This window comes from Pseudoalteromonas sp. BZB3 (assembly GCF_040104455.1).
Lineage (GTDB): Bacteria > Pseudomonadota > Gammaproteobacteria > Enterobacterales > Alteromonadaceae > Pseudoalteromonas.
In genome coordinates, this window is sequence record NZ_JBECOS010000008.1 from 207536 (window position 1) to 231122 (window position 23587).

Consider the following 23587-nt stretch of genomic DNA (forward strand, 5'->3'; position numbering starts at 1 on the left):
ATGGTTTAAGTCATTTTAATAAAGCTGTGAGTTGCTATTCTGTACTTAACAAAACACTTAGGGGCACATTATGCAAAACTTTGATTTTTACAATCCGACTCGAATCGTATTTGGTCAAGATAGACTGGGTGAACTAGATAAACTTATCCCAGCATCGGCAAAAGTACTTGTTTTATATGGTGGTGGTAGTGTTAAGCGCTTTGGCACCCTAGAAAAAGTGGTCAGTAATTTAGGTGAACGCGAAGTAACAGAGTTTGGTGGTATTGAGCCAAACCCACAATTTAAGACTTTAATGAAAGCGGTAAAAGTGGTGAAAGAGAACAACATCGACTTTTTACTGGCTGTTGGTGGTGGCTCAGTGATGGATGGCACAAAATTCATCGCCTTAGCAGCGAATGCTGATAAAGATCATCATACATTATTGTTCCACGGCTTTAATCCTGTGCCAGTTGAAAAAGCGGTGCCACTTGGTTGTATTGCGACTTTGCCTGCGACAGGTTCTGAAATGAATGCATTTTCTGTGGTGACCTACAATGAGCAAAAATACCCAATTACATCGCCACTAGTGTATCCACAGTTTTCAGTGCTAGATCCAGACTTTACTTTCTCTTTACCAAGAGAGCAGGTGGCGAATGGCGTAGCAGATGCATTTGTGCACGTAGTTGAGCAGTACCTGACTCAGCCTGTCGGCGCAAAAGTGCAAGATAGGTTCTCTGAGGGGATTTTAAAAACCTTAATTGAAGATGGCCCGATGACTTATCAAAGTGATGATTTAGCGGCTCGTAAGAACTTTATGTGGTCAGCTACATCTGCTCTGAATGGTATTATCGGTGTTGGTGTACCGCAAGATTGGTCAACTCACATGATTGGTCATGAGTTGACCGCGATGTTCGGTATTGCACATGGTCGTACACTTGCCATTGTTCTTCCAAGCTTATTAAGAGCACGTAAAGCGCAAAAACATGACAAGCTAGTACAATTTGCTGAGCGTGTTTGGGACATCAAAGACGGCACTGAAGACGAGAAAATTAATCAGGCGATAGATAAGACAGAAGCTTTCTTCAACTCGTTAGATATTGTGACTGCACTGTCTCACTACGGTATTGATGATGAAGGCATTGATACGGTAGTAGCTAATATGGAAAAAATGGGATTAACTCAATTAAGTGAAACTGGTGATCTAACGTTAGATGTCGTTAAAGAGATACTGTTAGCAGCGAAGTAAATTTATTTTATAAAAAAGGAGCCGTTTGGCTCCTTTCTCGTTTAAGTATTCATTTTGTAATTTGAATAAAAGATTAAGCTAAATCTTCTTTATCGCCTAACCCTGCAGTAAGCTCTTCAATTAACTCTTTAATTTCTTCTGTGATTAAGATGAAATCGGCATCTAACTTAATGGCCATGTCTTCTTTTGGAATATCGGCATTTTGCTCTTTTAGCGCATCGGCATAGCTTAAGCGTTTTAATGTTCCGTCATTTTGTAAAATAAACTTCACACGTTCACGCCAATCAAGCGCAAGTTTAGTAACACGCTTACCATTTTCTAAGTGAGTTTTAATTTCATCGCTGGCTAAATCATGTTGCTTCAATTTAACTTGCGCACCGTTATCGTCAGGCTCTTGAAGTTCTGCATCTGAGCCAATCGCGAAACCGTCTGGGGCATTAAAGTGAGTTAACCAGTCAGTTAAAAACACATCTAAATCATAGTTAGCAAACGCAGGTACCACAGGCAGTGTGCCTAATGACTTTCTTAGTAGTGCGAGTAACTCTTCGGCCTTATTAAAGCTTGCACTGTTTACAATAACCCAGCCATTTACTTGATCAATAAAAGCAAATTGTAGGCTCGATTTTTTAAACGCTTGAGGAAGCAATGTGCTTAAGATGTTCTCTTTAAGCTCATCTTTTTCTTTTTTCTTAACAGGGCGGTTTTCTTCACGCTCAATTAATTCAATTTTTTCAGCTAACATGTCGTTGATAACTGAAGCTGGAAGCACCTTCTCTTCACGTTTTGCACACACTAAAATGCTTTTTTCAGAGAAGTGCGATAAAGTTTGCCCGTGTTTACCAAATGCTTTAGTCCAGCCAAAGGTATTCATTTCTTGACTGCCACAAGGGCGGAATACGTCTTGCTCTAAGGCTTGTTCAAAGTCTTCTTGGTTATATGAAACGTCTTGTTTGAATCTGTAACAGATCAGGTTGCTGAACCACATATTGTTATTATCCACTGATTTTAATGTTGGTTATGATAGCAATATTTATTTTGCTTGGGGGATAAAATTAAGCCCCGAATAATCAGGGCTTAACTCAATTAAATAAAGCTGTATTTTAATCGAACATATTAGTTGGCTGTTGCAGTGTTTTCGGGAATCGGATCATATAGCTTAAACCTTTACCTTCTTCGCTACTCACTTCGATTTCACCGTTTAAGGTCTGTTTAACTAAATTTAAGGTGATGTGTGTGCCTAAGCCACTGCCACCTTGATCACGCTTAGTGGTAAAGAAAGGGTCGAACAACTTTTCTAGTTGAGTCTGGCTGACACCACGACCATTGTCCTTGTAATGAATAACCACATCGTCGTTATCATTTTTAATTTCAATATTAATCTCACCCTGATCAATACCTTCAAAACCATGAATAAGAGAGTTCATAATCAAGTTGGTAAAAATCTGGCTAATTGCACCCGCAGGCAAGTTCAATTGTAGGTCTTCAGGACATTCAACATTAATCGCATGCTTGGTTTTCTTTAATTTAGGGTGCAACGAGCGAATAACCTCAGCAAGATATTGCTTCAAATTAATATTACGCACAGCCTCACTTGCTTGGTCTACTGCAATCTGCTTGAAGCTCGCGACTAGTTCAGAGGCTCTATCTAAATTGGTAGTCAGTAAGCTGGTGCTTTGCTTAGCGTCGTTAATAAACTCTTCAAGTGCTTTTGGAGAAAGTGTTTTGTCTTTATAAGCGGCTTCAATTTGTTCTAACCGTTCTTGCAAAAATGAGGTTGCTGTAACACCGATACCAACAGGTGTGTTAATATCGTGCGTAATACCAGCAACTAAACCACCAAGTGCGGCCATTTTTTCAGAGCCAACAAGACGTTCTTGGGCCATGTTTAATTCATCTAAGTAACGCTCAAGTTCTTTTTGCTTGGTTAGCAACTCTTGCTCAGTTTGACGACGTAAGTCGATTTCTTCTGTGAGCGTGAGCTTTTGTTTTTCAAGCTCGTATTTTTGCTGCTGCAAATCCATCATAGCCTGGCTGAGGTTAGAGGTTTTTCGAGCGACTTCTTGTTCTAGTTGTAAATTATGTTGATCTAACTTTTCGTTACTGATTAATAATTCTTTTTGCGTGTCATCAAGTTGATTTCGATAGTCACTGACTTTGTCTATCAGTTTATTGAATGCTTCCTCCATGACTTTTAACTCATTGCGTTCCGTTGTACCAATGTCAATGCGTTGGCCGTCAATGTCGTCGTTTAATTCAAATGCTTCTATCTGTTCAGTTAAGTCAGTAAGTGGCTCGGTCAGTAATTTTCTAAACGCGATTAAGAATAAGATGATTAAGAAAGTAGTTTTAACGACTGCATTACCAAGCAAGAAGTAAATCGATAGCATAATGCGGCTGAGTACAACTTCTCGGCTTGAGAAGAGTGTGACATCACCAACTTGTGTAGCTCGACCAGAAAACTCAAAAATTAAGGGAAAAGTATAACCAAACAGTCCTGAGGGCGTATCTTCAATGATGGCTTCTTCTTGAACGAGTTGTTGGCTGTATAACTCATGAATATCTAGAGAACGACCCAGTTGAGAGATAATCTCACCACTGTCGTCACGTACGATAATGCCTTCAATCATAGGGATTGCTAACAAGCCCTCTGCGGTGGTAACCGTTTGCTTGGTGTTTAATTCCCAAATAGCACGCGTTAAACTACGGCTAAAGGTCTTTTGCAACATGGTTAGCTCATTCTGAATATAGTTTTTAGTATTTATATACTCAGTAACAACCTGACCACATGTGACAAGGAAAGTTAACAAAAAGTAAACCGATAGCACATTCGTAAGTAGCTTTTTGGATAGGCTTTTTTGCAGCATGAATGAAGCTAGGCTCCCTGATTTCGTTTAAAGCGATACGTCTGTAGTTAAACTTAGCTAATAAAGGCGTAAAAATAAATATTTATCTGGCATTATTGTTTACATTGCCTTTGTTTGGTTAGATATTATATCGAACTTATTTAGTGCTTTAAGATGAATATGTTATAAGGCATTTTAAATAAGGTGCTAGTAGTAGGTTAATTTCGAGTGAATGAGTTTAAAAGATGAGCTTTACTATTTTGGTCTGTGATGATTCTGTGGTTGCCAGAAAACAAGTGATTCGCTGCTTGTCATCAGCGTTTGATGCAACAATCTTGCAAGCGAAAAATGGTGTAGAAGCGTTAGAGGTTTTAAATAATCACCAGGTTGATTTACTTTGCCTTGATTTAACCATGCCAGAATTAGATGGTGTAGGTGTATTACAAGCCGTGAAATCTCAAGTTATCGAAACTTTTGTTGTAGTCATATCTGCGGATATTCAACCAGAAATGAAAGCGCGAGTGGAGCAACTTGGTGCAATCTCTTTTATCGAAAAGCCCGTTAAATCTGATGTTTTATTAGACGTTTTGCATACTTATGGCCTTAGGTAGCTAGGTTTTTTAGGCTAGCCTTTTTACTTCCTAGTTTTCTCTATTTAACTTATAAAGTTATACTAAGGTCTAATTTTTCCTTTCTTTAAATCAAACTTGAGTTTTTTGCATAATAATTTCATAAAAAGACGGTTGCATGGTGTCTGATTTTCGGGCAGTCTAATAATTATGAAAACAATGAATTTAATTACGACCATTATTACAACCACCATCCTAACTGGATAGTGGCATAGGTCGTTGCGCATTAGAAAAAGGCCTGTGTTCACTACGAACACAGGCCTTTTTTCGTTTTTGGAATGAGGAAAAATTATGCGAGTTTTAAAATTTGGCGGCTCTTCGCTCGCCGACTTTGATTGTCTCAAACGGGTCAAGCAATTGATCGAGTCTCAAGCAGGCGAGCAAGCTTTGGTTGCTCTTTCAGCCCCTGGTGGTATGACAGACCAACTTGTTGAGTTAGCCAAGCTTGCTGAGCAAGGTGCTGATTACAGTGCTCAGTGGCAGGTTTTGCTAAATCGCGCAGACAGTTTGAAGCGTGAAGTCGAGCAGTTAGACTCAGTTGTCGCTCATTGGCCAAGCTTTGCTGAGCTTAGTGATAAGCTAGCTGGGGTTAAATTACTTAAGCACTGCCCTGAGCAAGTTAATGCCTTTGTGATCAGTTTTGGAGAGCGAGTGAGTGTTGCACTTATGGTTGCCATGCTAGGTCATAGGGCTACATACCTAGAAGCAACGGAATGTATCGAGACTCAGGGCGGGTATCTTGATGCTGAGGTCAACTTAGTCGCGAGTGAACAGCGCTTTGCTGAAGTTCTAAAATCGCAATCAGCAGACTTTTATATTATGCCGGGGTTTACTGGGGTTAATAACCAAGGTGAACTAACAACTCTTGGTCGCAACGGCTCAGATTATTCTGCTGCAGTAGCTGCTGCTTGTTTAAAAGCCGAAGTGTGCCAGATTTGGACAGATGTTGATGGCGTTTATAATGCCGATCCGCGTTTTATTAAAAAAGCCAGCAAGGTAGATAGCTTATCTTATAAAGAGGCGATGGAGCTGTCATATTTTGGCGCTAAAGTTTTGCATCCAAAAACGATCTTACCGTGCGCGAAAGTTGGCGTGCCATGTGAAATTAAAAATACCCATAATCCTGATGTGCCAGGTTCTGTGATCTCAAATGAATGCCAGAGCGACGAAACTGTTAAAGCCATTTCATCGCTAGAGAATTTGGCGATGTTGACGGTGTCAGGCCCCGGCATGAAAGGCAAAGTTGGTATGGCTGCACGTGTTTTTAGTGCGCTTGCCAATGATAATGTTTCTATTGTTTTGATCACGCAGTCATCGTGCGAGTTCAGCATCAGTTTCTGTGTGCATGAAGAAGATTTAAATTTAGCTTTAAGTGCCCTAGAGCAAGCATTTGAACTTGAGTCGCAAGCTGGATTAATTGAGCCTGTACAAGTGCAGCGTGAACTTGCCATCGTGACTTTGGTAGGTGATAACATGAAAGCACATAAAGGACTTGCAGCTAAGTTCTTTGATTCTCTGGCACAAGCGCAAGTTAATATCGTAGCGATTGCTCAAGACTCTACTGAAAGTGCGATTTCTGCGGTGGTCGATGGTGCACTGTGCAATGACGCAGTGAAAGTCTGTCACGAAAATTTCTTCACTCATGTGCCTTCAATTGATGTGTTTTTATTAGGCTGTGGTTTAGTCGGTCAAGAACTGGTTAAGCAACTTGAAAAACAACAAGATTGGCTGGCAAAGCGCAATATAAAGCTTAACCTTTATGGTGTGGCTAATTCACGGAAGCTTTTACTTGATGCAAACGGCATCGCATTTGATGCATGGCAAGCTCAGTTAAAACAACAAACATCAGGTTTCGAATTGGCTAAGGTAGAGCAGTTTGTTAGAGAAAATCACCTTATAAACCCTGTGCTGGTGGATTGTAGCTCGTCACAACAACTAGCAGATCAATACTATAACTTTTTAGATGCGGGCTTCCATGTGGTTGCTGCAAATAAAAAAGCCAATACGGGCAGTTTTGACTACTACCAGTCTTTAAAAAGTGCTGCGCAAAAACGCCAGCGCAAATTCTTATATGAAACAAACGTAGGTGCAGGTCTACCGGTGTTAGACAACTTGCAGCTACTTTTTGGTGCCGGCGACGAGTTATTGTCATTTAACGGTATCCTTTCTGGTTCACTCTCATACATGTTCGGTGTACTTGAAGATGGCTTAAGTTTGTCAGAAGCGACTGCAAAAGCGAAAGCGAATGGCTTTACAGAACCCGATCCCCGTGATGATTTATCGGGTACTGATGTTGCGCGTAAGCTTTTGATCATCGCTCGTGAATCAGGCCTTGAATTAGAGTTGTCAGATATTGAAGTTGAAGCGGTTGTTCCTGAGTCATTTGCGCCAGGTACAAGTGTTGATGAGTTTATGGCTAAGCTACCTGAACTTGATGCGTCATTTGCTGACAAAATTCAAAGTGCCGCGAGTGAAGGCAAGGTGTTGCGCTATGTCGGCAGCATCGAAAACGGTAAATGCAAAGTAGGTATAGAAGCGGTTGATAAGCAGCATGCACTTTATGATATCCGTGATGGTGAAAATGCTTTGGCAATTTTAAGCCAATACTATCAACCACGCCCATTTGTTATTCGCGGTTATGGTGCGGGTGCGGAAGTGACATCGGCAGGTGTCTTTGCTGACATTTTAAAAACACAGTCGCGTTAAGGAGTCGTTATGATTAGTTTTTATGCACCAGCGTCTATCGGCAACTTTTGTGTTGGCTTTGATTCATTAGGTGCTGCGCTTGCGCCTATAAATGGTGAGCTACTGGGTGATGTGGTGAATGTTAAAGCGGCAGAGCAAGACACGTTTATTTGCTCTGGTCCTTATGCCGATAAATTACCGGGAGAGGCCCACGAAAACTTGGCCTATCAGTGCTTAGTTCACTTTCGTGAACATGTGGCACCTAGTATGCCGGCGGTCTATCTTGAGCTTGAGAAGCGGTTACCAATTGGTTCAGGTCTAGGCTCGAGCGCCTGCTCTGTAGTGGCAACTTTTGCTGCTTTGAATGAGTTTGCAAAAACGAATCTTAGTCAAGTCGAGCTGATTGAATTAATGGCAGATTTTGAAGCTAAGGTGAGCGGCGCTCGTCACTATGACAACATCACACCTTGTTATTTAGGTGGTTTACAATTGACCGCTGATCTTGTGCCTAACAAAGCCTTATCTGTGCCTGTTAACTCTGAGTGGTACTATGTCGCGGCATACCCGGGCTTTGCGCTAAATACAGCAAAAGCACGTGCAGTACTGCCAAAGCAAAGAAGCAGCTCAGAAACTATTGAATTTGCGCAGCGTTTGTCGAGCTTTTGCCTTCTGATGCAAACTGAGCAATTCGATTTAGCGCTCTCTCTGATGAAAGATGAGATGGCAGAGCCGTATCGATGCTCTTTAATAGCTGGGTTTGCACAAGCTAAAACAGCGTTACCTGAACTTGGTGCTGAGCTTGTGAGTATTTCAGGTGCTGGCCCTACACTCTTTACGATTTGTAAAACAAAGCAAGCGGCAGAGCAGTGCCAAGCTTGGCTAAACGAACACTATATTAATGAACACGGTTTTAGTCATATTTGTAAGCTAGACCAACAAGGCACGCGTGCCATTTCACAAGGAGAATAATCAATGCAACTTGTAAACTTAAAAGATGCCACGCAGCAAGTGTCTTTCACTACGGCAGTTAAAACAGGCCTTGGCCGTAATCAAGGTGTATTTTTTCCAGAGCAACTGAGCAAATTAGAAAATATCGATGCTTTACTTGAAAAGCCATTTGTTGAAAGAAGCGTGGAAGTATTGAGTCACTTAATTGGTGATGAGTTGCCAAAAGATACGTTAGCCGAGATGGTTGAGCGTGCTTTTAATTTTCAGGCGCCGCTTAAGCAAATTGGTGACAAGCAATATTGCTTAGAATTATTCCATGGGCCAACGTTGGCGTTTAAAGATTTTGGCGGCCGTTTTATGGCTGAATGTATTGGTTTATTTAATCAAGGTGAGCGTGTCACAATTTTAACTGCGACCAGCGGTGATACAGGTGCAGCGGTAGCACATGCTTTCTATAACAAGCCAAATGTTGATGTAGTTATACTTTATCCAGAAGGCAAGATCTCGCTCGCTCAACAAAAGCTCTTCACGACGTTAGGTGGAAATATTCATTGTTACGCAGTAGAAGGCAGCTTCGATGATTGCCAAGCATTGGTTAAACAGGCGTTTTTAGATGATGAAATGAAAGAAAAGCTGGGCTTAAATTCTGCCAACTCTATCAATATCAGCCGTCTAGTTGCGCAAGTATGTTATTACTTTGAAGCCGTTGCGCAATTACCTGCAGAGCAAAGGGGTAAAGTGCATGTTTCTGTACCAAGTGGTAATTTTGGAAATGTGTGTGCAGCTATGATAGCCGCAGCGCTGGGTTTACCTATTGCAAACTTGTCTGCAACCACGAATCAAAATGACACTGTACCACGTTACATGGCATCAGGTGAGTGGTCGCCAAATGCCACATTAGAGTCGTTATCAAATGCAATGGATGTGAGTAAACCTAATAACTGGCCTCGCGTTGAGACTATGTTGGAACGCGGTGATTTCGATAAACATGAGTTTTATTCAAGAAGTGTCTCAGAAAGTCGCACGCAAGCGGTAATGAAAGAGATTGCTGCAGCGGGTTACGTGATGGAGCCGCATACCGCCATTGCACTTGAAGGTCTGACTTTAGATAAAGCTGAAGATGCTGTGGGGATCTGTTTGGCTACGGCGCACCCTGCTAAGTTTAAATCTTCGGTAGAAGAGGTGCTTGAGCAAGAGATTGCAATGCCTAGCGTGTTGCAAGATGCCTTAGATAAAAAGTGTTTAGCGGAGCCAATGCAAGCTGATTATATGCAATTGAAAGCGGCTGTTTTTGCTAAATTACTGTAATTATTAATCGCCAAGGGTGAGCCTTTGTAGACTTAAAAAGTTTGCCAAACTCACCCTATATAAATAACACTTATTTATTCCCTTCTTATCCATTTGTTTTTTTAATGTTTAAATAAAAAAATATCATTACATAAACACTGTGAAATAAATTCAATCCCTGTTTAAATATGCTCAAGCCGAAATTATAGGCATCGGACGCATAACTGCGTACAATACAGCTTTTACTACCCTAAACGTGTACCTAGGAGACCCCATGTTAGAACGTAACATGAACATTGCAGATTTTGATCCTGAATTAGCAAATGCGATTGCACTTGAAACGACTCGTCAAGAAGAGCACATCGAGCTTATCGCTTCTGAAAACTACTGTAGCCCACGTGTTTTAGAAGCTCAGGGTTCTCAATTAACTAACAAATATGCTGAAGGTTACCCAGGTAAGCGTTACTACGGTGGTTGTGAGCACGTTGACGTTGTTGAGCAACTGGCTATTGACCGTGCCAACGAGCTTTTCGGTTCTACTTATGCAAACGTACAACCACACGCTGGTTCACAAGCAAACGCGGCAGTATTCCAAGCGCTTCTTCAGCCACACGACACTGTATTAGGTATGAGCCTTGCGCACGGTGGTCATTTAACACACGGTTCTCACGTAAACTTCTCTGGTAAAACGTACAACGCTATCCAGTACGGTCTAAACGAAGAAACAGGTGAGATCGATTACGCACAGGTTGAAGCTTTAGCACTTGAGCACAAGCCAAAAATGATCATCGGTGGTTTCTCAGCATACTCAGGTATCGTTGACTGGGCTAAATTCCGTGAAATCGCTGACAAAGTAGGTGCTTACCTATTAGTTGATATGGCACACGTTGCAGGTCTTGTTGCTGCTGGTGTTTACCCAAGCCCAGTACCTCACGCACACGTTGTAACGACTACGACGCACAAAACTTTAGCGGGTCCTCGTGGTGGTCTTATTATCTCAGCTTGTGATGACGAAGACATCTACAAGAAGCTAAACAGCGCAGTATTCCCTGGTGGTCAAGGTGGTCCTCTATGTCACGTTATCGCTGGTAAAGCGGTAGCCTTCAAAGAAGCACTACAGCCAGAGTTCAAAACTTACCAAGAGCAAGTTGTTAAGAATGCACAGGCAATGGTTGCTGTTCTTCAAGAGCGTGGCTATAAAGTTGTTTCTGGTAAAACAGACAACCACTTATTCCTACTAGACCTAATCGACAAAGACATCACAGGTAAAGATGCTGATGCGGCACTTGGTCGTGCTAACATCACTGTGAACAAAAACTCAGTACCAAACGACCCACGCTCACCGTTTGTAACGTCTGGTCTTCGTATTGGTTCTCCAGCTATCACGCGTCGTGGCTTCAAAGAAGCTGAGTCAGCAGAGCTTGCAGGTTGGATCTGTGACGTACTAGACAACATCAACGATGAGTCAGTACAAGCAGAAGTAAAAGAGAAAGTAAAAGCTATCTGCGCTAAATTACCAGTTTACGCGTAATTTCGCTCACAAAATCAAAGAATTTTGTTATGATTAAGGCCGCATTTGCGGCCTTTTTTATATTTTTTTCACAAGTGATTATCTATGCATTGTCCATTTTGCACCGCTAAAGAAACAAAAGTCATTGATTCCCGTTTAGTCGGCTCAGGCCATCAAGTCCGTCGCCGCAGAGAATGCGTGTTATGTCATGAGCGCTTTACGACGTTTGAAGGTGCCGAATTAGTCATGCCGCGGGTAATTAAACAAGATGGTTCTCGAGAGCCATTCAATGAAGACAAATTACTAAATGGTCTGCACCGCGCGTTAGAGAAACGCCCGGTTAGCACAGAGCAAATTGAAGAAGTCGTACATCAAATTAAATCGCAAATTCGTGCTACGGGTGAGCGTGAAGTGGCAAGCCATATGATTGGTGAATGCATTATGGAAGCGCTGAAAAAGCTCGATAAAGTGGCCTATGTCCGCTTTGCTTCCGTATACCGCTCATTTGAAGATATTAGAGAGTTTGGCGAGGAAATCGCGAGGCTTGGAGATTGATGTTCAGCGAGCAAGATAAAGAGTTTATGCAGCAGGCCATCGCGCTTGCTGCAAAAGGCCGTTTTACCACCTCACCTAACCCAAATGTGGGCTGTGTCATCGTAAAAGACGGCGATATAGTTGGTCAGGGCTATCACCAAAAAGCGGGTGAAGGTCATGCCGAAGTTCACGCATTAAAGATGGCTGGAGACAAGGCAAGAGGCGCAACGGCTTACGTTACCTTGGAGCCATGTAGTCATTATGGTAGAACCCCGCCTTGCGCAAAAGGTTTAATCGATGCTGGAGTTAGCCGCGTTGTTGCCGCTATGGTCGATCCTAACCCAGAAGTTGCAGGTCGCGGTTTACGTATGTTAGAAGAAACAGGTATTGAGACTGCAGCAGGTTTATTTGAGCAAGAAGCAAGAGCACTGAACCCGGGTTTTCTAACTCGAATGGAAACGGGCTTACCTTATATAAGTTGTAAATTGGCTGCGAGTCTAGATGGCAAAACCGCATTAAAAAATGGTGAGAGTAAGTGGATCACCTCAAGTGCAGCCCGTCAAGATGTACAGTTGTTACGTGCTGAACATTGCGCCGTGTTATCGGGTGCCGATACAGTGCTGTTTGATGATGCCAAATTGAATGTACGACTTTCAGCAGAGCAGCTTAAGCTTGCTGAGGGGTTGTCAGTTCGCCAGCCTATTCGAGTGATCATCGATTCTCAAAACCGTTTGTATCCAGATTTAGCATTATTCTCAATTAATAGTCCTATTATAATTTTAAGAACAAAAGCTGATACAACGCACCAGTGGCCAGAACATGTTACAGAGCTGTTGGTTGACTCTATTAATGGTAAGGTTGATATCAAAAAAGCGTTAAAGCAATTAACCGCACATGGTATCAACAGTGTATTCGTTGAAGCAGGCGCGACGCTTGCGGGTAAGTTTCACGAATTAAATCTTATCGATAATTATATTCTTTATTTAGCACCTAAAATCATGGGTCAAGATGCGCGAGGTTTATTTAACGTGCCAGAGTTGACGCAGATAGCAGATGTACAGAGCCTACAATGGCACGATATTAAGCAAGTTGGCGATGATATTCGTTTAACAGCACGCAAAGTAGCGCAAAAAGGTTAAGTTTTATGTTTACAGGTATCATTGAAGCAACCGGTAAGTTGACTGAGTTGACACAAAATCAAGGCGACCTAACGGTTCGTGTAAGTAGCCCAAATTTAGACATGGGCGATGTACAGTTAGGCGATAGCATTGCTACAAATGGTGTGTGTTTAACGGTTGTTGAAAAATTTTCTGATGGTTTTCGTGCCGATGTTTCAAATGAGACCTTGAAATTGACGCAATTTGCTCAATATAAGCTAGGGCAAACAGTTAATTTAGAAAAAGCATTACAGCCTATTTCTCGTTTAGGTGGTCATTTAGTCTCAGGCCACATTGATGGCATTGCGACAGTCGTGGCGATTTCACCTAATGCCCGCGCAACCGAATATTGGTTAGAAGCGCCCAGTGAGCTGATGAAATATATTCCATATAAAGGCTCAGTAGCTATTGATGGTATCAGCTTAACTGTAAATGAAATTAAAGACTGTCAGTTTAAGCTGACAATTGTGCCGCATACAGCACAAGAGACAACCATTGCTGAATTTAAAGTGGGCAGTAAAATTAACTTAGAAGTGGATCAAATCGCACGTTATTTGGAACGCTTAGTACTTGGAGCTCAAGAGCCTGCACAAAGCTCTACTCTCACAATGAACTTATTGGCAAACGCAGGCTTTATTAAGTAGCGAATTAATTAAACAGGTAAATTATGAACTTGAACAGCGCACAAGAGATCATCGAAGACATTAAAGCCGGTAAAATGGTTATCTTGATGGATGATGAAGACCGAGAAAATGAAGGTGACTTAATCATCGCAGCCGAGCATATTTCAGCGGACGCCATAAACTTCATGGCAACCCACGGCCGTGGTTTAATTTGTTTAACCATGACTCAAGAGCGTTGTCAGCAAATTGATTTACCATTAATGGTGAGAAATAACGGCGCGCAATTCTCAACTAACTTCACTATGTCTATTGAAGCAGCAAAAGGTGTCACTACTGGTATTTCTGCCGCTGATCGTGCTCGTACAGTACAGGCAGCAGTGGCTAAAGGTGCAGTGCCAACAGACATCGTGCAGCCAGGTCATATCTTCCCAATTATGGCGCAACCTGGTGGGGTATTAACTCGTGCTGGCCATACAGAAGCAGGCTGTGATTTAGCGCGTTTAGCAGGTTTAGAACCCGCTTCAGTCATTGTTGAGATCTTAAACCCTGACGGTACCATGGCACGTCGCCCTCAGTTAGAAGTGTTTGCCAAAGAGCATGGTTTAAAAATTGGTACTATCGCTGACCTAATTGAATACCGTAACTTAAACGAGACAACTATCGAAAAAGTTGCGCAGTGTAAATTACCAACTGAATATGGTGAATTCGATTTAGTTACATATAAAGACACCATTGATAACCAGCTTCATTATGCTTTGCTCAAAGGTGAAGTTTCAGAAACTGATGCAACGCTAGTGCGTGTTCACTTACAAAGCACTTTTAATGATGTATTACTATCAGACAGAGGCGCTGATAGAAGCTGGAGTTTACATGGTGCGATGAAGCACATCAGCGAAAATAACGGTGTGTTGGTTATTCTGGGTAAACAGGAACAAACTGAAGACATCGAGCACATGGTAAAAGCATTTGCTGCGCAAGATGCGGGCGAAACTGTGAATCAGCGTAAATTCCAAGGTACCTCTCGTACCGTTGGTGTTGGCTCGCAGATCTTAGCTGATTTAGGCATTCAAAAAATGCGCCTAATGAGTATGCCGAAAAAATATCATGCACTTTCAGGTTTCCACCTAGAAGTCATTGAATACGTAGAGCCTAAATAATTGAATGAAAAAGCCCGTTGATGACAGCGGGTTTTGTTATTTGGGGTTAACCAAAACTGTGCTATTATGCGCGCCAATTTGGCAATTGCTTATTGCGTACTCGGCGCACTTTGATTGCAAAGTACGAAACATTAAGAAGATTAGGACCATCTAATGAAGATTATTGAAGGTAACAAATACGCTCCTGGCAAAAAATTTGCCATTGTTATTTCACGTTTTAATGATTTTATCGGTAGCAGCTTACTTGAAGGTGCTGTTGACGAGCTAAAGCGTGTTGGTGGTGTTAAAGAAGAAGACATCACTGTGGTATATGTACCAGGTGCCGTTGAGTTACCATTAGCAGCTAAGCGTTTAGCGATGAAGAAAGAGCACGATGCAATCATTGCATTAGGCGTTATCATCCGTGGTGGTACACCACATTTCGACCTAGTTGCTAACGAGTCAAATAAAGGACTAGCAAGCGTTTCATTAGACTATGATATTCCGGTAGCATTTGGTGTATTAACCACGGAAAGCATTGAGCAAGCCATTGAACGTGCGGGCACTAAGATGGGCAACAAAGGCGGCGAAGCAGCCCTTGGTGCACTAGAAATGGTGAACGTGCTAGAGCAAATTTAAGAGGATCCTCAGTGAAACCAGCAGCAAGACGTAAAGCACGTATATTAGCGCTTCAAGCCGTATACTCTTGGCAATTAAGTGGCAACCCGATTGCCGATATTGAGCAACAAATGTTGATCGAGAATGATGTATCTAAAGTAGACGTAGAATACTTTAAAGATCTTGCTCGCGGTGTTGCAGTAAACGTAAAACAATTAGATGAGCTTGTTAAGCCGCATCTTTCTCGCCCGTTTGAAGACTTAGATGAAGTTGAGCGCGCAGTATTACGTTTAAGTGCATACGAACTTAAGTTCCGTGAAGATGTACCTTACAAAGTAGCAATCAATGAAGGCATTGAGCTTGCGAAAATCTTTGGTGCAGAAGACAGCCATAAGTTTGTGAACGGTGTTTTAGACAAAGCAGTTAAAGCAGTTCGCAAATAAAGGCAAACAATTTGGAGAGCCGGCTTAGGCCGGCTTTTTTATGTATGAAGGAATTTGAGTTAATCAATCGATTTTTCACCGGCCGTGGTATTACTCGACGTGATGTAGACTTAGGCATAGGTGATGATTGCGCCCTAGTTACTATCCCCGAAGGCTGCCAATTAGCGGTCACCACAGATACGCTGGTTGAAGGCGTTCATTTCTTTTCTGATATTTCTCCTAAAGCCTTAGGACACCGAATTTTAGCGGTAAACTTAAGTGATTTGGCTGCAATGGGGGCAGAGCCTGCTTGGATCTCCATCGGCTTGACGCTACCTAATGTTGACGAAACTTGGCTGGAACAGTTCACAGAAGGTATGCACGATATTGCTGAGTATTATAACGTGCAACTGATTGGTGGTGACACCACGCAAGGTCCATTAACGATTACCGTGTGTGCTAAAGGTATCGTACCAAAAGGCAAAGCGTTGACCCGAAGTGGTGCTAAAGTGGGGGATTGGTTATATGTGACTGGCGACCTTGGAGATGCCGCTCTGGCAATTGAGGCACGTAAACAAGGCTGGGAACTCAGCGATACAGATCGCAGTTATGTTCAGAAAAAGTTTGATTTTCCAGCACCGCAAGTTGCAGCAGGTCAGGTTTTACGTGGCTTAGCGAATTCAGCCATTGATATTTCTGACGGTTTACTGGCCGATTTAAATCATATTCTGACCCACTCAGGTGTTGGTGCGACAATCCATGCTGATAAAGTGCCGCTTTCAACTGCGCTGAAAAATTTGCCAGATGAAGAAGTTCGTTTAATGCTGGCAATGGCTTATGGCGATGATTATCAGTTGTTGTTTACTGTGCCTGATAGTAATAGAGTTGCAGTAGAAAAGCGCTTGGCAGAATATGGGGTAAAACCAACCTGCATTGGGCAAATTAACGCAAATGCTGGCGATGTATCGCTACTTTATAAAGATAAACCTTGGCCATTTCCCGCAACTGGCTTTGAACATTTTAGTTAGGAGTCAGTTTGGCTAAGCAGTACAAATTTGATATTCGTAAACCCCACCAGTTTTTTGGTTTAGGTTTTGGTTTAGGACTTGCCCCATTTGCTCCGGGCACATTTGGCACTTTAGGTGCCTTACCACTTATTTTCATTACAGCTAGTTATCCATTATGGCTGCAATGTGTTTTTGCAGTTGTGATCAGTGTATTTGGTATTTGGGTTTGCGGACAAACGGCAAAAGATGTCCAAGTTCATGATCATCCGGCAATTGTGTGGGATGAAGTAGCAGGCTTTTACATTACCATGATAGGCGCAGCATTATCTTGGAAGGCACTCCTAGTTGGCTTTTTATTATTCCGATTTTTCGATATTGCCAAACCAGGTCCAATCAGAATGTTAGACAAAAAGCTGCATGGTGGCTTTGGGATCATGGCTGATGACATTTTAGCGGGTATTTTTTCGTTGATTTGTGTGCAAGCTTTGTTTAAAACTGGTTTCTTAGTAGCTTAATCAATAAAAGATTGTGAGTGTATGATCAAAAAAACCTTGCTAGTGTCTTTGCTGTTTATACTGATGAGTTTTTCAGTATCTGCTGCCATCAATGACTATATTGTGAAGCAATGGAATGTACAAAATGGCTTACCCTCGCAATCAATTAAAAGTTTGGTGCAAGACCAGCAGGGCTATGTATGGCTTGGCACTCAATTTGGCCTCAGTCGATTTGATGGCTATCAATTTCGAAATTTTACAACACAAAACACGCAATTCTTACAAACTAATGCCATTCATAAGCTACTGTTAGATAGACATGGTAAGTTATGGATAGGCACCAAACGCGGTCTACATCGATTAAACCCCCACACGCTTGATGTTCAGTCATTTAATATCAAAGGACCTATCCTAGATATTGTTGAGGACAAGCAAGGCGACATCTGGGTTGCAGGTAATGGCTTATTTTACATCGGCAATGACCAACAAGCACAACGTGCATTTGATTCAGCAGAAGACAATAAAAAGTTTCCTGTTAACCGCATTAATCAGATTGTAGGTAGTGTGTCTAAAATCGCCCAAGGCACCGATGGTCTATGGTTGGTGAATGAGCGTAATCTTTTAAAAATAACCAAATCAGCCACCAATCGTAGGGACGTATTTCGTCTAGAGCTTGGCTTTCGGTTAGCGCTACCAGAGCAATTAGCACAAACTATCGTGCATGATTTGGCATGGATTGAAGGGCGCTTGTATCTTGCCTCTGAACTCGGTGCTTACTTCTTAGATATAGACCAAGTGCTGAGACGTTATACCGAACTTGGCAATGGTGCTGTATATAAGTTTATGTACGACTCAGATACAGGGTTATGGGCATCTACTTCAACTCGTTTGATGTTCAGAGAGGGGATCTCTGATTGGCGTTATGTCGAACCAATTCATGCTGATCAGTCGATTTGGTTTTCAGATATGTTTAAAGACGCAGAAGGAAACATTTGGTTAGCCAGTCTGAACGAGGGGCTTTGGTTTGCGCATACAGGTAATATTGCGCGACACATGATTGATGGTAACAGTCAGCAAGGTATAACGGCAACGACCAAAGATAACCAAGGTCGAACTTGGATGGCATCAAGAAGTGGTGTCGGTTACTTGAATAATGATGATTCATTACAAGTGGTTATTGCCCCTGAAGAATTAAAAAACAGCACAGTATATGAGCTGGAATTTAGTGGTAATAGCTTGTTCATAGGCACTGAACGTGGTGCCATGATTTATGAGCAAGGGGTGCTACAGCTGTTACCGTTTCGAGAGTTACGACAAACGCCAGTATTAGCCATTACACCGTCGCAGCGAGGTGGAATGTGGATAGGTACGGGCAGTGGTATGTACCGTCTTGAGTACTCGGGTTTAACACCATTTGCTTACAATGCATTTTTAGGTAGTCAGTTTGTCACGTATATCAATGATCAGCCGAATGTCGGATTTATAGGCACCAACAAAGGAGCCTATCAATTTAATCAAAAAGGCATTGAAAAGCTTGGTGGGCAAACGTCTCTAGAGTCCGCTTATGTTACCAGTATTTTATACATTCAAGGTGTGGCGACTTTAGTTGGCTCTTGGAATGATGGGTTATTTTATCGAACAGCAAAGGGCGATTGGTATCAGCTTGATGCCTCAAATGGTTTACCTCATGGTTCAATTTCCTCGCTCTACTATGATCAGCAACAGGCGCTTATTTGGGTCAGTACTCGAAAAGGTGTTTACCGCTTACCTGCGGCGCAATTTACCCATCCAATAAACAATTTAAAAGTTGAGCAAGTTATTAGTCAATTTGACCGCCAACTCGATGGCAAAGTCGGTCGTTGCTGTTCTGGTTTCGGTGGTGATGCAGTATTAGAAAAGCAAGGTGCTATTTGGTATCCAAGCTCTCAAGGGGCAGTTGAAATTCCCAAGAATGTTGAACTATTTGGCTCTAAAGACTTATCACCAAAACTGGAAGAGGTGATCACGCAAGAGCGAGTGATAGTCGCAAGTAAATTTGCAGAGCTACTTAAACTTGATACCAGTGAACGAGATATCACGATTAACTACACCGCCATAGACTTTTATGCGCCAGCGAGTATCGAGTTTAGATATCGTTTAACTGGCAAAGAAAACACTGAATGGCGAGAAGTATTTAACCGTCGAGAAGCGATATATACGAACTTAGAGCCGGGTGTATATAACTTTGAATTACAAGTTAAGCGTAAAGGTGAAGGCTGGCAACAAGCTCGAAGCATTACACAGCGTATTGAGATCCCTAGACGTTTTGATGAAACGGTGTACTTTAGACTGTTAATTACGCTAGGGTTTGTTCTACTGTTTTATGTATTCTTTTGGATTTTTAGAGCTCAAGAGCGACGTAAGCAGCAAGCGCTTGAATCTTTAGTGGCAGAGCGCACCATGGCACTGCGTCAAGCGAACGACAAGCTTAACCAAGTGAATACTCAGATGAAACTAGTTAGCCATACAGATGAGCTCACAGGCCTCAAAAGCCGTCGTTTCTTATTCGATCAACTCCCTAAAGATGTCGAACACTACCAACGTAACTCAAAGTCATTACAGCAACAGAATAAGCGCCTGGTATTGCTTATTATCAATGTCGATAATTTTAGTAAAGTGAATGATGCCTATGGTCCGATTGGCGGTGATAGTTGTTTACAGCAACTTGCTACTTTATTGAACACCAGAACGCAAGGCTCAGATTATGTGGCTCGTTGGAGTGGTGATGAGTTCTTATTGTTGCTTCGCGACTTTAAGCGTGACGCAATTGAAACTTATATAAAAGAACTTTGCCGTGCAATTGCTGAATGTGACTTTCAATTGCCCAATGGTAAGGCGATTAATATGACAGTGTCTATGGGCTGGTCATTTTACCCACTGCCTCTGCTAGGAGGGCAAGTGATAAGTTGGGAGGCCTCTGTGAATTTGGCGGATGTCGCACTTCATCAAGTAAAACAACGTGGCGGTGATGGTGCTGCAACCATTACATTTGATGATCAGTTGGATGCGTTTGAATTTGAGCAAACAAGTAATGTTGAGTCACAATTACAAACCTTACAGGCAAATGGGCTTGCAGATGTGAAAATTTGGATGCGTTAGCTAGTTGTCAGTACAGGCTGGTCATTAATAACTTTAAAGCATAAAAAAAGGAGCCTTAGCTCCTTTTTTTATGCTTCAGTGCTTATTAGAGTAGCGCTTTGATCCGCTGTTCGAGTGAATCAGCACATAAGCCCATTTCTGCATGCATTTCGTCTTGTGTACCATGCTTGATAAATTCATCAGGTATACCAAATAATGACACTGGTGTGTGAATACCTTGTGCGCCAAGGAACTCCATCACAGCACTGCCAGCACCACCTGCAATGGCGTTATCTTCAAGACAAACAAAGCGATTGTGGGTTTTGCTCAGCTCAACAAGTAACGCTTCATCAAGCGGCTTAACGAATCGCATATCAACGAGAGTTGTATTTAAGTTTTCAGCGGCTTGTTTAGCATTATGAAGTAGTGTGCCGAAACTTAAGATGGCCACTTTCTCACCTTCACGGATCACATTTCCTTTACCAATTTCAAACGCTTGCATCTGCGTTTGTACATCACTGTCACCGGCACTACCACGAGGGTAACGCACCGCAACAGGTTGGTTGCACTGGTAACCTGTGTAAAGCATCTGACGGCATTCGTTGGTATCACTTGGTGCCATGATGATCATATTTGGAATACAACGCATAAAGCTTAAGTCATATGCACCTTGGTGAGTTTCACCATCAGCGCCAACAATACCTGCACGGTCAATTGCAAACAGTACTGGTAAGTTTTGCAGCGCGACATCGTGAATAAGTTGGTCATAAGCACGTTGTAAGAAGCTTGAATAGATCGCAACTACAGGCTTAAGGCCTTCACATGCGAAACCTGCACCTAGAGTAACAGCGTGTTGCTCAGCAATGGCAACGTCAAAGTATTGCTCAGGATACTCTTTCGAAAAACGCACCATACCAGAACCTTCACGCATTGCTGGCGTAATCGCCATAAGCTTAGGATCTTGTGCTGCCATATCACATAACCAATCACCAAATACTTTTGAAAAAGTAGGAGCGCTAGGTTTAGATTTTGGCAGGCTATACACGCTTGGGTCGAATTTAGGCACACCGTGGTAACCAATAGGGTCGGCTTCAGCTGGTTTGTAACCTTTACCTTTTTGCGTTTTGATGTGCAGGATCTGAGGGCCTTTCAGGTTACGCATATTTCTTAGCGTATCAACCAGCATATTGACGTCATGACCATCAATTGGACCAATGTAATTTAAACCAAGCTCTTCGAAGAAAGTGCCAGGAATAACCATGCCCTTTAGATGCTCTTCCATACGGCTGGCAAGCTCTTTCACAGTCGGTACACCAGAAAGAATTTTCTTACTGCCTTCGCGAATATTAGTATAAAAGCTACCAGAAAGAATGCGTGCAAAGTGGTTGTTTAGTGCGCCTACATTTTCAGAAATAGACATCTCATTATCATTTAAGATAATCAGCATGTCGGATTTAATGTCTCCGGCGTGGTTCATGGCTTCGAACGCCATACCAGCCGTGATCGCACCATCACCTATAACTGCAACGGTTTTACGGCCTTTACCTTCTTTCTGTGCCGCGATAGACATACCTAATGCAGCTGAAATCGAGGTACTTGAATGACCTACGCTGAAAGTGTCGTATTCACTTTCTTCACGATAAGGGAAAGGGTGCAACCCATCTTTTTGACGGATCGTGTGCATAGCATCACGACGTCCCGTTAAGATTTTATGCGGGTAAGCTTGATGGCCCACATCCCAGATTAATCTATCTTCAGGTGTGTCATACACGTAATGTAAAGCCACAGTCAATTCGACGGTGCCTAAACCTGAAGCCAAGTGACCACTGCTCTGCGAAACCGAATTAAGTAAGTAATCTCTTAATTCGTCGCTCAGCTTACCCAGTTGGGGCTGTGGTAATTGACGTAATTGCGCCGGTTCATCAACCAAGGCGAGTAATGGGTACTTGCTACTGTCCAGTTTCATTCTTTCAACATGTGTCCTACGCAAACCTTGTCCGATTATATACAAAGGTTTACTTAATTTTTATAAATTTGTTCTGTTCGTCATCAATACGTCGTGATTGAGTATTAGTGATCACGCTCAATTATATATTTCGCAAGCTCTGCCAATACATCGGTATTATGAGGTATTGTATCAAGTGCAGACAGAGCATCTTTGACCAATAGATGCGCTTTTTGTTTTGCACCATCTAGTCCAAGCAAAGCCGGATAAGTCGACTTGTGGTTATCTAAGTCTGAGCCTTGCGGCTTGCCTAATACGGCGGTATCGCCTTCGATATCTAAAATATCATCTTGTACCTGAAAAGCGAGGCCAAGATTTTTACCGTATATATCGAGGGCAGTAATAATTTCTGTCTCGACATCCGTAGCGCACAGCGCGCCTAACTTAATTGCACAATTTAACAATGCGCCGGTTTTAAGTCGATGAATACGTTCAAGCTCTGCAAGGGTAATTGACTTTTCTGTCGCTGAAATATCAAGGGCTTGTCCGCCAACCATGCCCTGCAAACCAGATGCAACGGCAAGCGTATTAATCATCTTGATTTGTTGCTTTGCCGATACTGAAAATTCATGTTCACTTAAAAATTCAAACGCTAAGGTTTGTAGCGCATCGCCTGCTAAAATGGCCTGTGCTTCATCATAAGCAATATGACAAGTCGGTTTGCCTCGACGCAAGTCATCATCGTCCATAGCCGGTAAGTCATCATGGACCAATGAGTAGCTATGAATACATTCAATTGCAGCTGCAGCGACATCAAGGTCTGTTTCTTTAGCACCTAACAGTTTGCCTACAGTGTAAACCAAAAAGGGCCTTAATCTTTTACCGCCATTATTGATGCTGTAAAAAGTTGCTGATTTTACGGTTTCATCGGTATCTAATGCCAAAGAGAAGTAATTACTGATGTAACTGTCTAAACGGTTTTGTGCCGTATTTATATGCTCGAATAAATTCACTGCGGGGTCTTAATCTAATTGATTTGGCATTGGTGTTACTGGTGTCTCAGGGTCATTGCCCATCAGGATTGAGACTTTTTGCTCAGCACTGCTTAACTTTTCATTAGACGCATTGGCTAATTGAACACCACGTTCAAATTGCTTTAAAGATTGTTCTAAAGTCAGACTACCTTGTTCCATAGCCTGTACAATGCCTTCTAGTTCGGCCATTGCTTCTTCAAAACTTAGATTTTCAGGTTTTTTTGCAGCCATAGTACATCTTGCCCAGCAATTTATTTTAAAGGTAGCAATTTTAGGAGGATTAGCGACTCAGGTCAAAGCTTGTTACTGGCAATCGTGGCGGATCAGTTTATTTTTTGCCTTATGTGGGCTTTAATCGAATTTTAACAACGTA

The 23587-nt window shown here is 42.2% G+C and carries 20 protein-coding genes; 15 read left to right on the forward strand and 5 right to left on the reverse strand.

All coding sequences use genetic code 11. The features are described from left to right. The first annotated feature begins 70 nt into the window (after positions 1 to 70). Positions 71 to 1225: an iron-containing alcohol dehydrogenase gene (locus ABMY35_RS06660; protein WP_349285529.1), complete on the forward strand. Its 1155-nt coding sequence runs from the start codon at positions 71 to 73 to the stop codon at positions 1223 to 1225. A 73-nt stretch (positions 1226 to 1298) separates the two neighbouring features. Here ABMY35_RS06660 and rdgC read toward each other — a convergent pair whose 3' ends face one another. Then, positions 1299 to 2210, reverse strand: a complete 912-nt coding sequence (gene rdgC / locus ABMY35_RS06665) for a recombination-associated protein RdgC (protein ID WP_349285530.1) — start codon at positions 2208 to 2210, stop codon at positions 1299 to 1301. A gap of 115 nt (positions 2211 to 2325) precedes the next feature. Continuing rightward, positions 2326 to 4089 carry a HAMP domain-containing sensor histidine kinase gene (locus ABMY35_RS06670; protein WP_138480262.1) on the reverse strand — a complete coding sequence of 588 codons (1764 nt, stop codon included), beginning with the start codon at positions 4087 to 4089 and terminating at the stop codon, positions 2326 to 2328. Between the two features lie 224 nt (positions 4090 to 4313). On the opposite strand from ABMY35_RS06670, the gene ABMY35_RS06675 reads away from it, so the two are divergent. From ABMY35_RS06675 to ABMY35_RS06740, 14 genes are all read left to right on the forward strand, one after another. After that, complete coding sequence (locus tag ABMY35_RS06675; protein ID WP_349285531.1) at positions 4314 to 4679, forward strand: response regulator; 366 nt, start codon at positions 4314 to 4316, stop codon at positions 4677 to 4679. A gap of 309 nt (positions 4680 to 4988) precedes the next feature. Next, on the forward strand, positions 4989 to 7403 hold the full coding sequence (thrA, locus tag ABMY35_RS06680; protein ID WP_349285532.1) for a bifunctional aspartate kinase/homoserine dehydrogenase I: 2415 nt from the start codon (positions 4989 to 4991) through the stop codon (positions 7401 to 7403). A 9-nt stretch (positions 7404 to 7412) separates the two neighbouring features. Beyond that, entirely contained in the window at positions 7413 to 8351 is a 939-nt protein-coding gene (gene thrB / locus ABMY35_RS06685) for a homoserine kinase (RefSeq protein ID WP_349285533.1), read from the forward strand. Between the two features lie 3 nt (positions 8352 to 8354). Beyond that, complete coding sequence (gene thrC / locus ABMY35_RS06690) at positions 8355 to 9638, forward strand: threonine synthase (protein ID WP_349285534.1); 1284 nt, start codon at positions 8355 to 8357, stop codon at positions 9636 to 9638. Between the two features lie 253 nt (positions 9639 to 9891). Further along, positions 9892 to 11148 (forward strand): serine hydroxymethyltransferase, encoded by a 1257-nt coding sequence (glyA, locus tag ABMY35_RS06695; protein ID WP_058030851.1) that lies wholly within the window; start codon positions 9892 to 9894, stop codon positions 11146 to 11148. Positions 11149 to 11232: 84 nt separating this feature from the next. Next, positions 11233 to 11682, forward strand: a complete 450-nt coding sequence (gene nrdR, locus ABMY35_RS06700; RefSeq protein ID WP_058030850.1) for a transcriptional regulator NrdR — start codon at positions 11233 to 11235, stop codon at positions 11680 to 11682. Next, a complete protein-coding gene (ribD, locus tag ABMY35_RS06705; RefSeq protein ID WP_349285535.1) occupies positions 11682 to 12800 on the forward strand; it encodes a bifunctional diaminohydroxyphosphoribosylaminopyrimidine deaminase/5-amino-6-(5-phosphoribosylamino)uracil reductase RibD in 1119 nt (372 codons plus the stop codon). The genes nrdR and ribD overlap by 1 nt, the downstream gene beginning before the upstream one ends. Before the next feature lie 5 nt (positions 12801 to 12805). Next, positions 12806 to 13462: a riboflavin synthase gene (locus tag ABMY35_RS06710; RefSeq protein WP_138480276.1), complete on the forward strand. Its 657-nt coding sequence runs from the start codon at positions 12806 to 12808 to the stop codon at positions 13460 to 13462. Between the two features lie 23 nt (positions 13463 to 13485). Then, entirely contained in the window at positions 13486 to 14598 is a 1113-nt protein-coding gene (ribBA, locus tag ABMY35_RS06715) for a bifunctional 3,4-dihydroxy-2-butanone-4-phosphate synthase/GTP cyclohydrolase II (protein WP_349285536.1), read from the forward strand. Positions 14599 to 14751: 153 nt separating this feature from the next. Beyond that, complete coding sequence (gene ribE / locus ABMY35_RS06720; RefSeq protein WP_138480280.1) at positions 14752 to 15216, forward strand: 6,7-dimethyl-8-ribityllumazine synthase; 465 nt, start codon at positions 14752 to 14754, stop codon at positions 15214 to 15216. Positions 15217 to 15227: 11 nt separating this feature from the next. Beyond that, a complete protein-coding gene (gene nusB, locus ABMY35_RS06725; protein ID WP_058030845.1) occupies positions 15228 to 15638 on the forward strand; it encodes a transcription antitermination factor NusB in 411 nt (136 codons plus the stop codon). 44 nt (positions 15639 to 15682) lie between these two features. Beyond that, the gene (gene thiL / locus ABMY35_RS06730; RefSeq protein WP_349285537.1) at positions 15683 to 16645 is read left to right on the forward strand and encodes a thiamine-phosphate kinase; all 963 of its coding nucleotides are present in this window, start codon (positions 15683 to 15685) and stop codon (positions 16643 to 16645) included. A gap of 8 nt (positions 16646 to 16653) precedes the next feature. Further along, positions 16654 to 17139, forward strand: coding sequence for a phosphatidylglycerophosphatase A (locus ABMY35_RS06735; protein ID WP_058030843.1), 486 nt, complete (start codon positions 16654 to 16656; stop codon positions 17137 to 17139). A 24-nt stretch (positions 17140 to 17163) separates the two neighbouring features. Then, positions 17164 to 20256 carry a diguanylate cyclase gene (locus ABMY35_RS06740; protein ID WP_349285743.1) on the forward strand — a complete coding sequence of 1031 codons (3093 nt, stop codon included), beginning with the start codon at positions 17164 to 17166 and terminating at the stop codon, positions 20254 to 20256. A gap of 85 nt (positions 20257 to 20341) precedes the next feature. Here the strand turns inward: ABMY35_RS06740 and dxs are convergent, their stop codons facing one another. From dxs to ABMY35_RS06755, 3 genes are all read right to left on the reverse strand, one after another. Further along, entirely contained in the window at positions 20342 to 22201 is a 1860-nt protein-coding gene (dxs, locus tag ABMY35_RS06745; RefSeq protein ID WP_349285538.1) for a 1-deoxy-D-xylulose-5-phosphate synthase, read from the reverse strand. Between the two features lie 104 nt (positions 22202 to 22305). Continuing rightward, a complete protein-coding gene (ispA, locus tag ABMY35_RS06750; RefSeq protein WP_138480288.1) occupies positions 22306 to 23193 on the reverse strand; it encodes a (2E,6E)-farnesyl diphosphate synthase in 888 nt (295 codons plus the stop codon). A gap of 9 nt (positions 23194 to 23202) precedes the next feature. Continuing rightward, the gene (locus ABMY35_RS06755; protein ID WP_138480290.1) at positions 23203 to 23445 is read right to left on the reverse strand and encodes an exodeoxyribonuclease VII small subunit; all 243 of its coding nucleotides are present in this window, start codon (positions 23443 to 23445) and stop codon (positions 23203 to 23205) included. Positions 23446 to 23587: the final 142 nt, after the last annotated feature.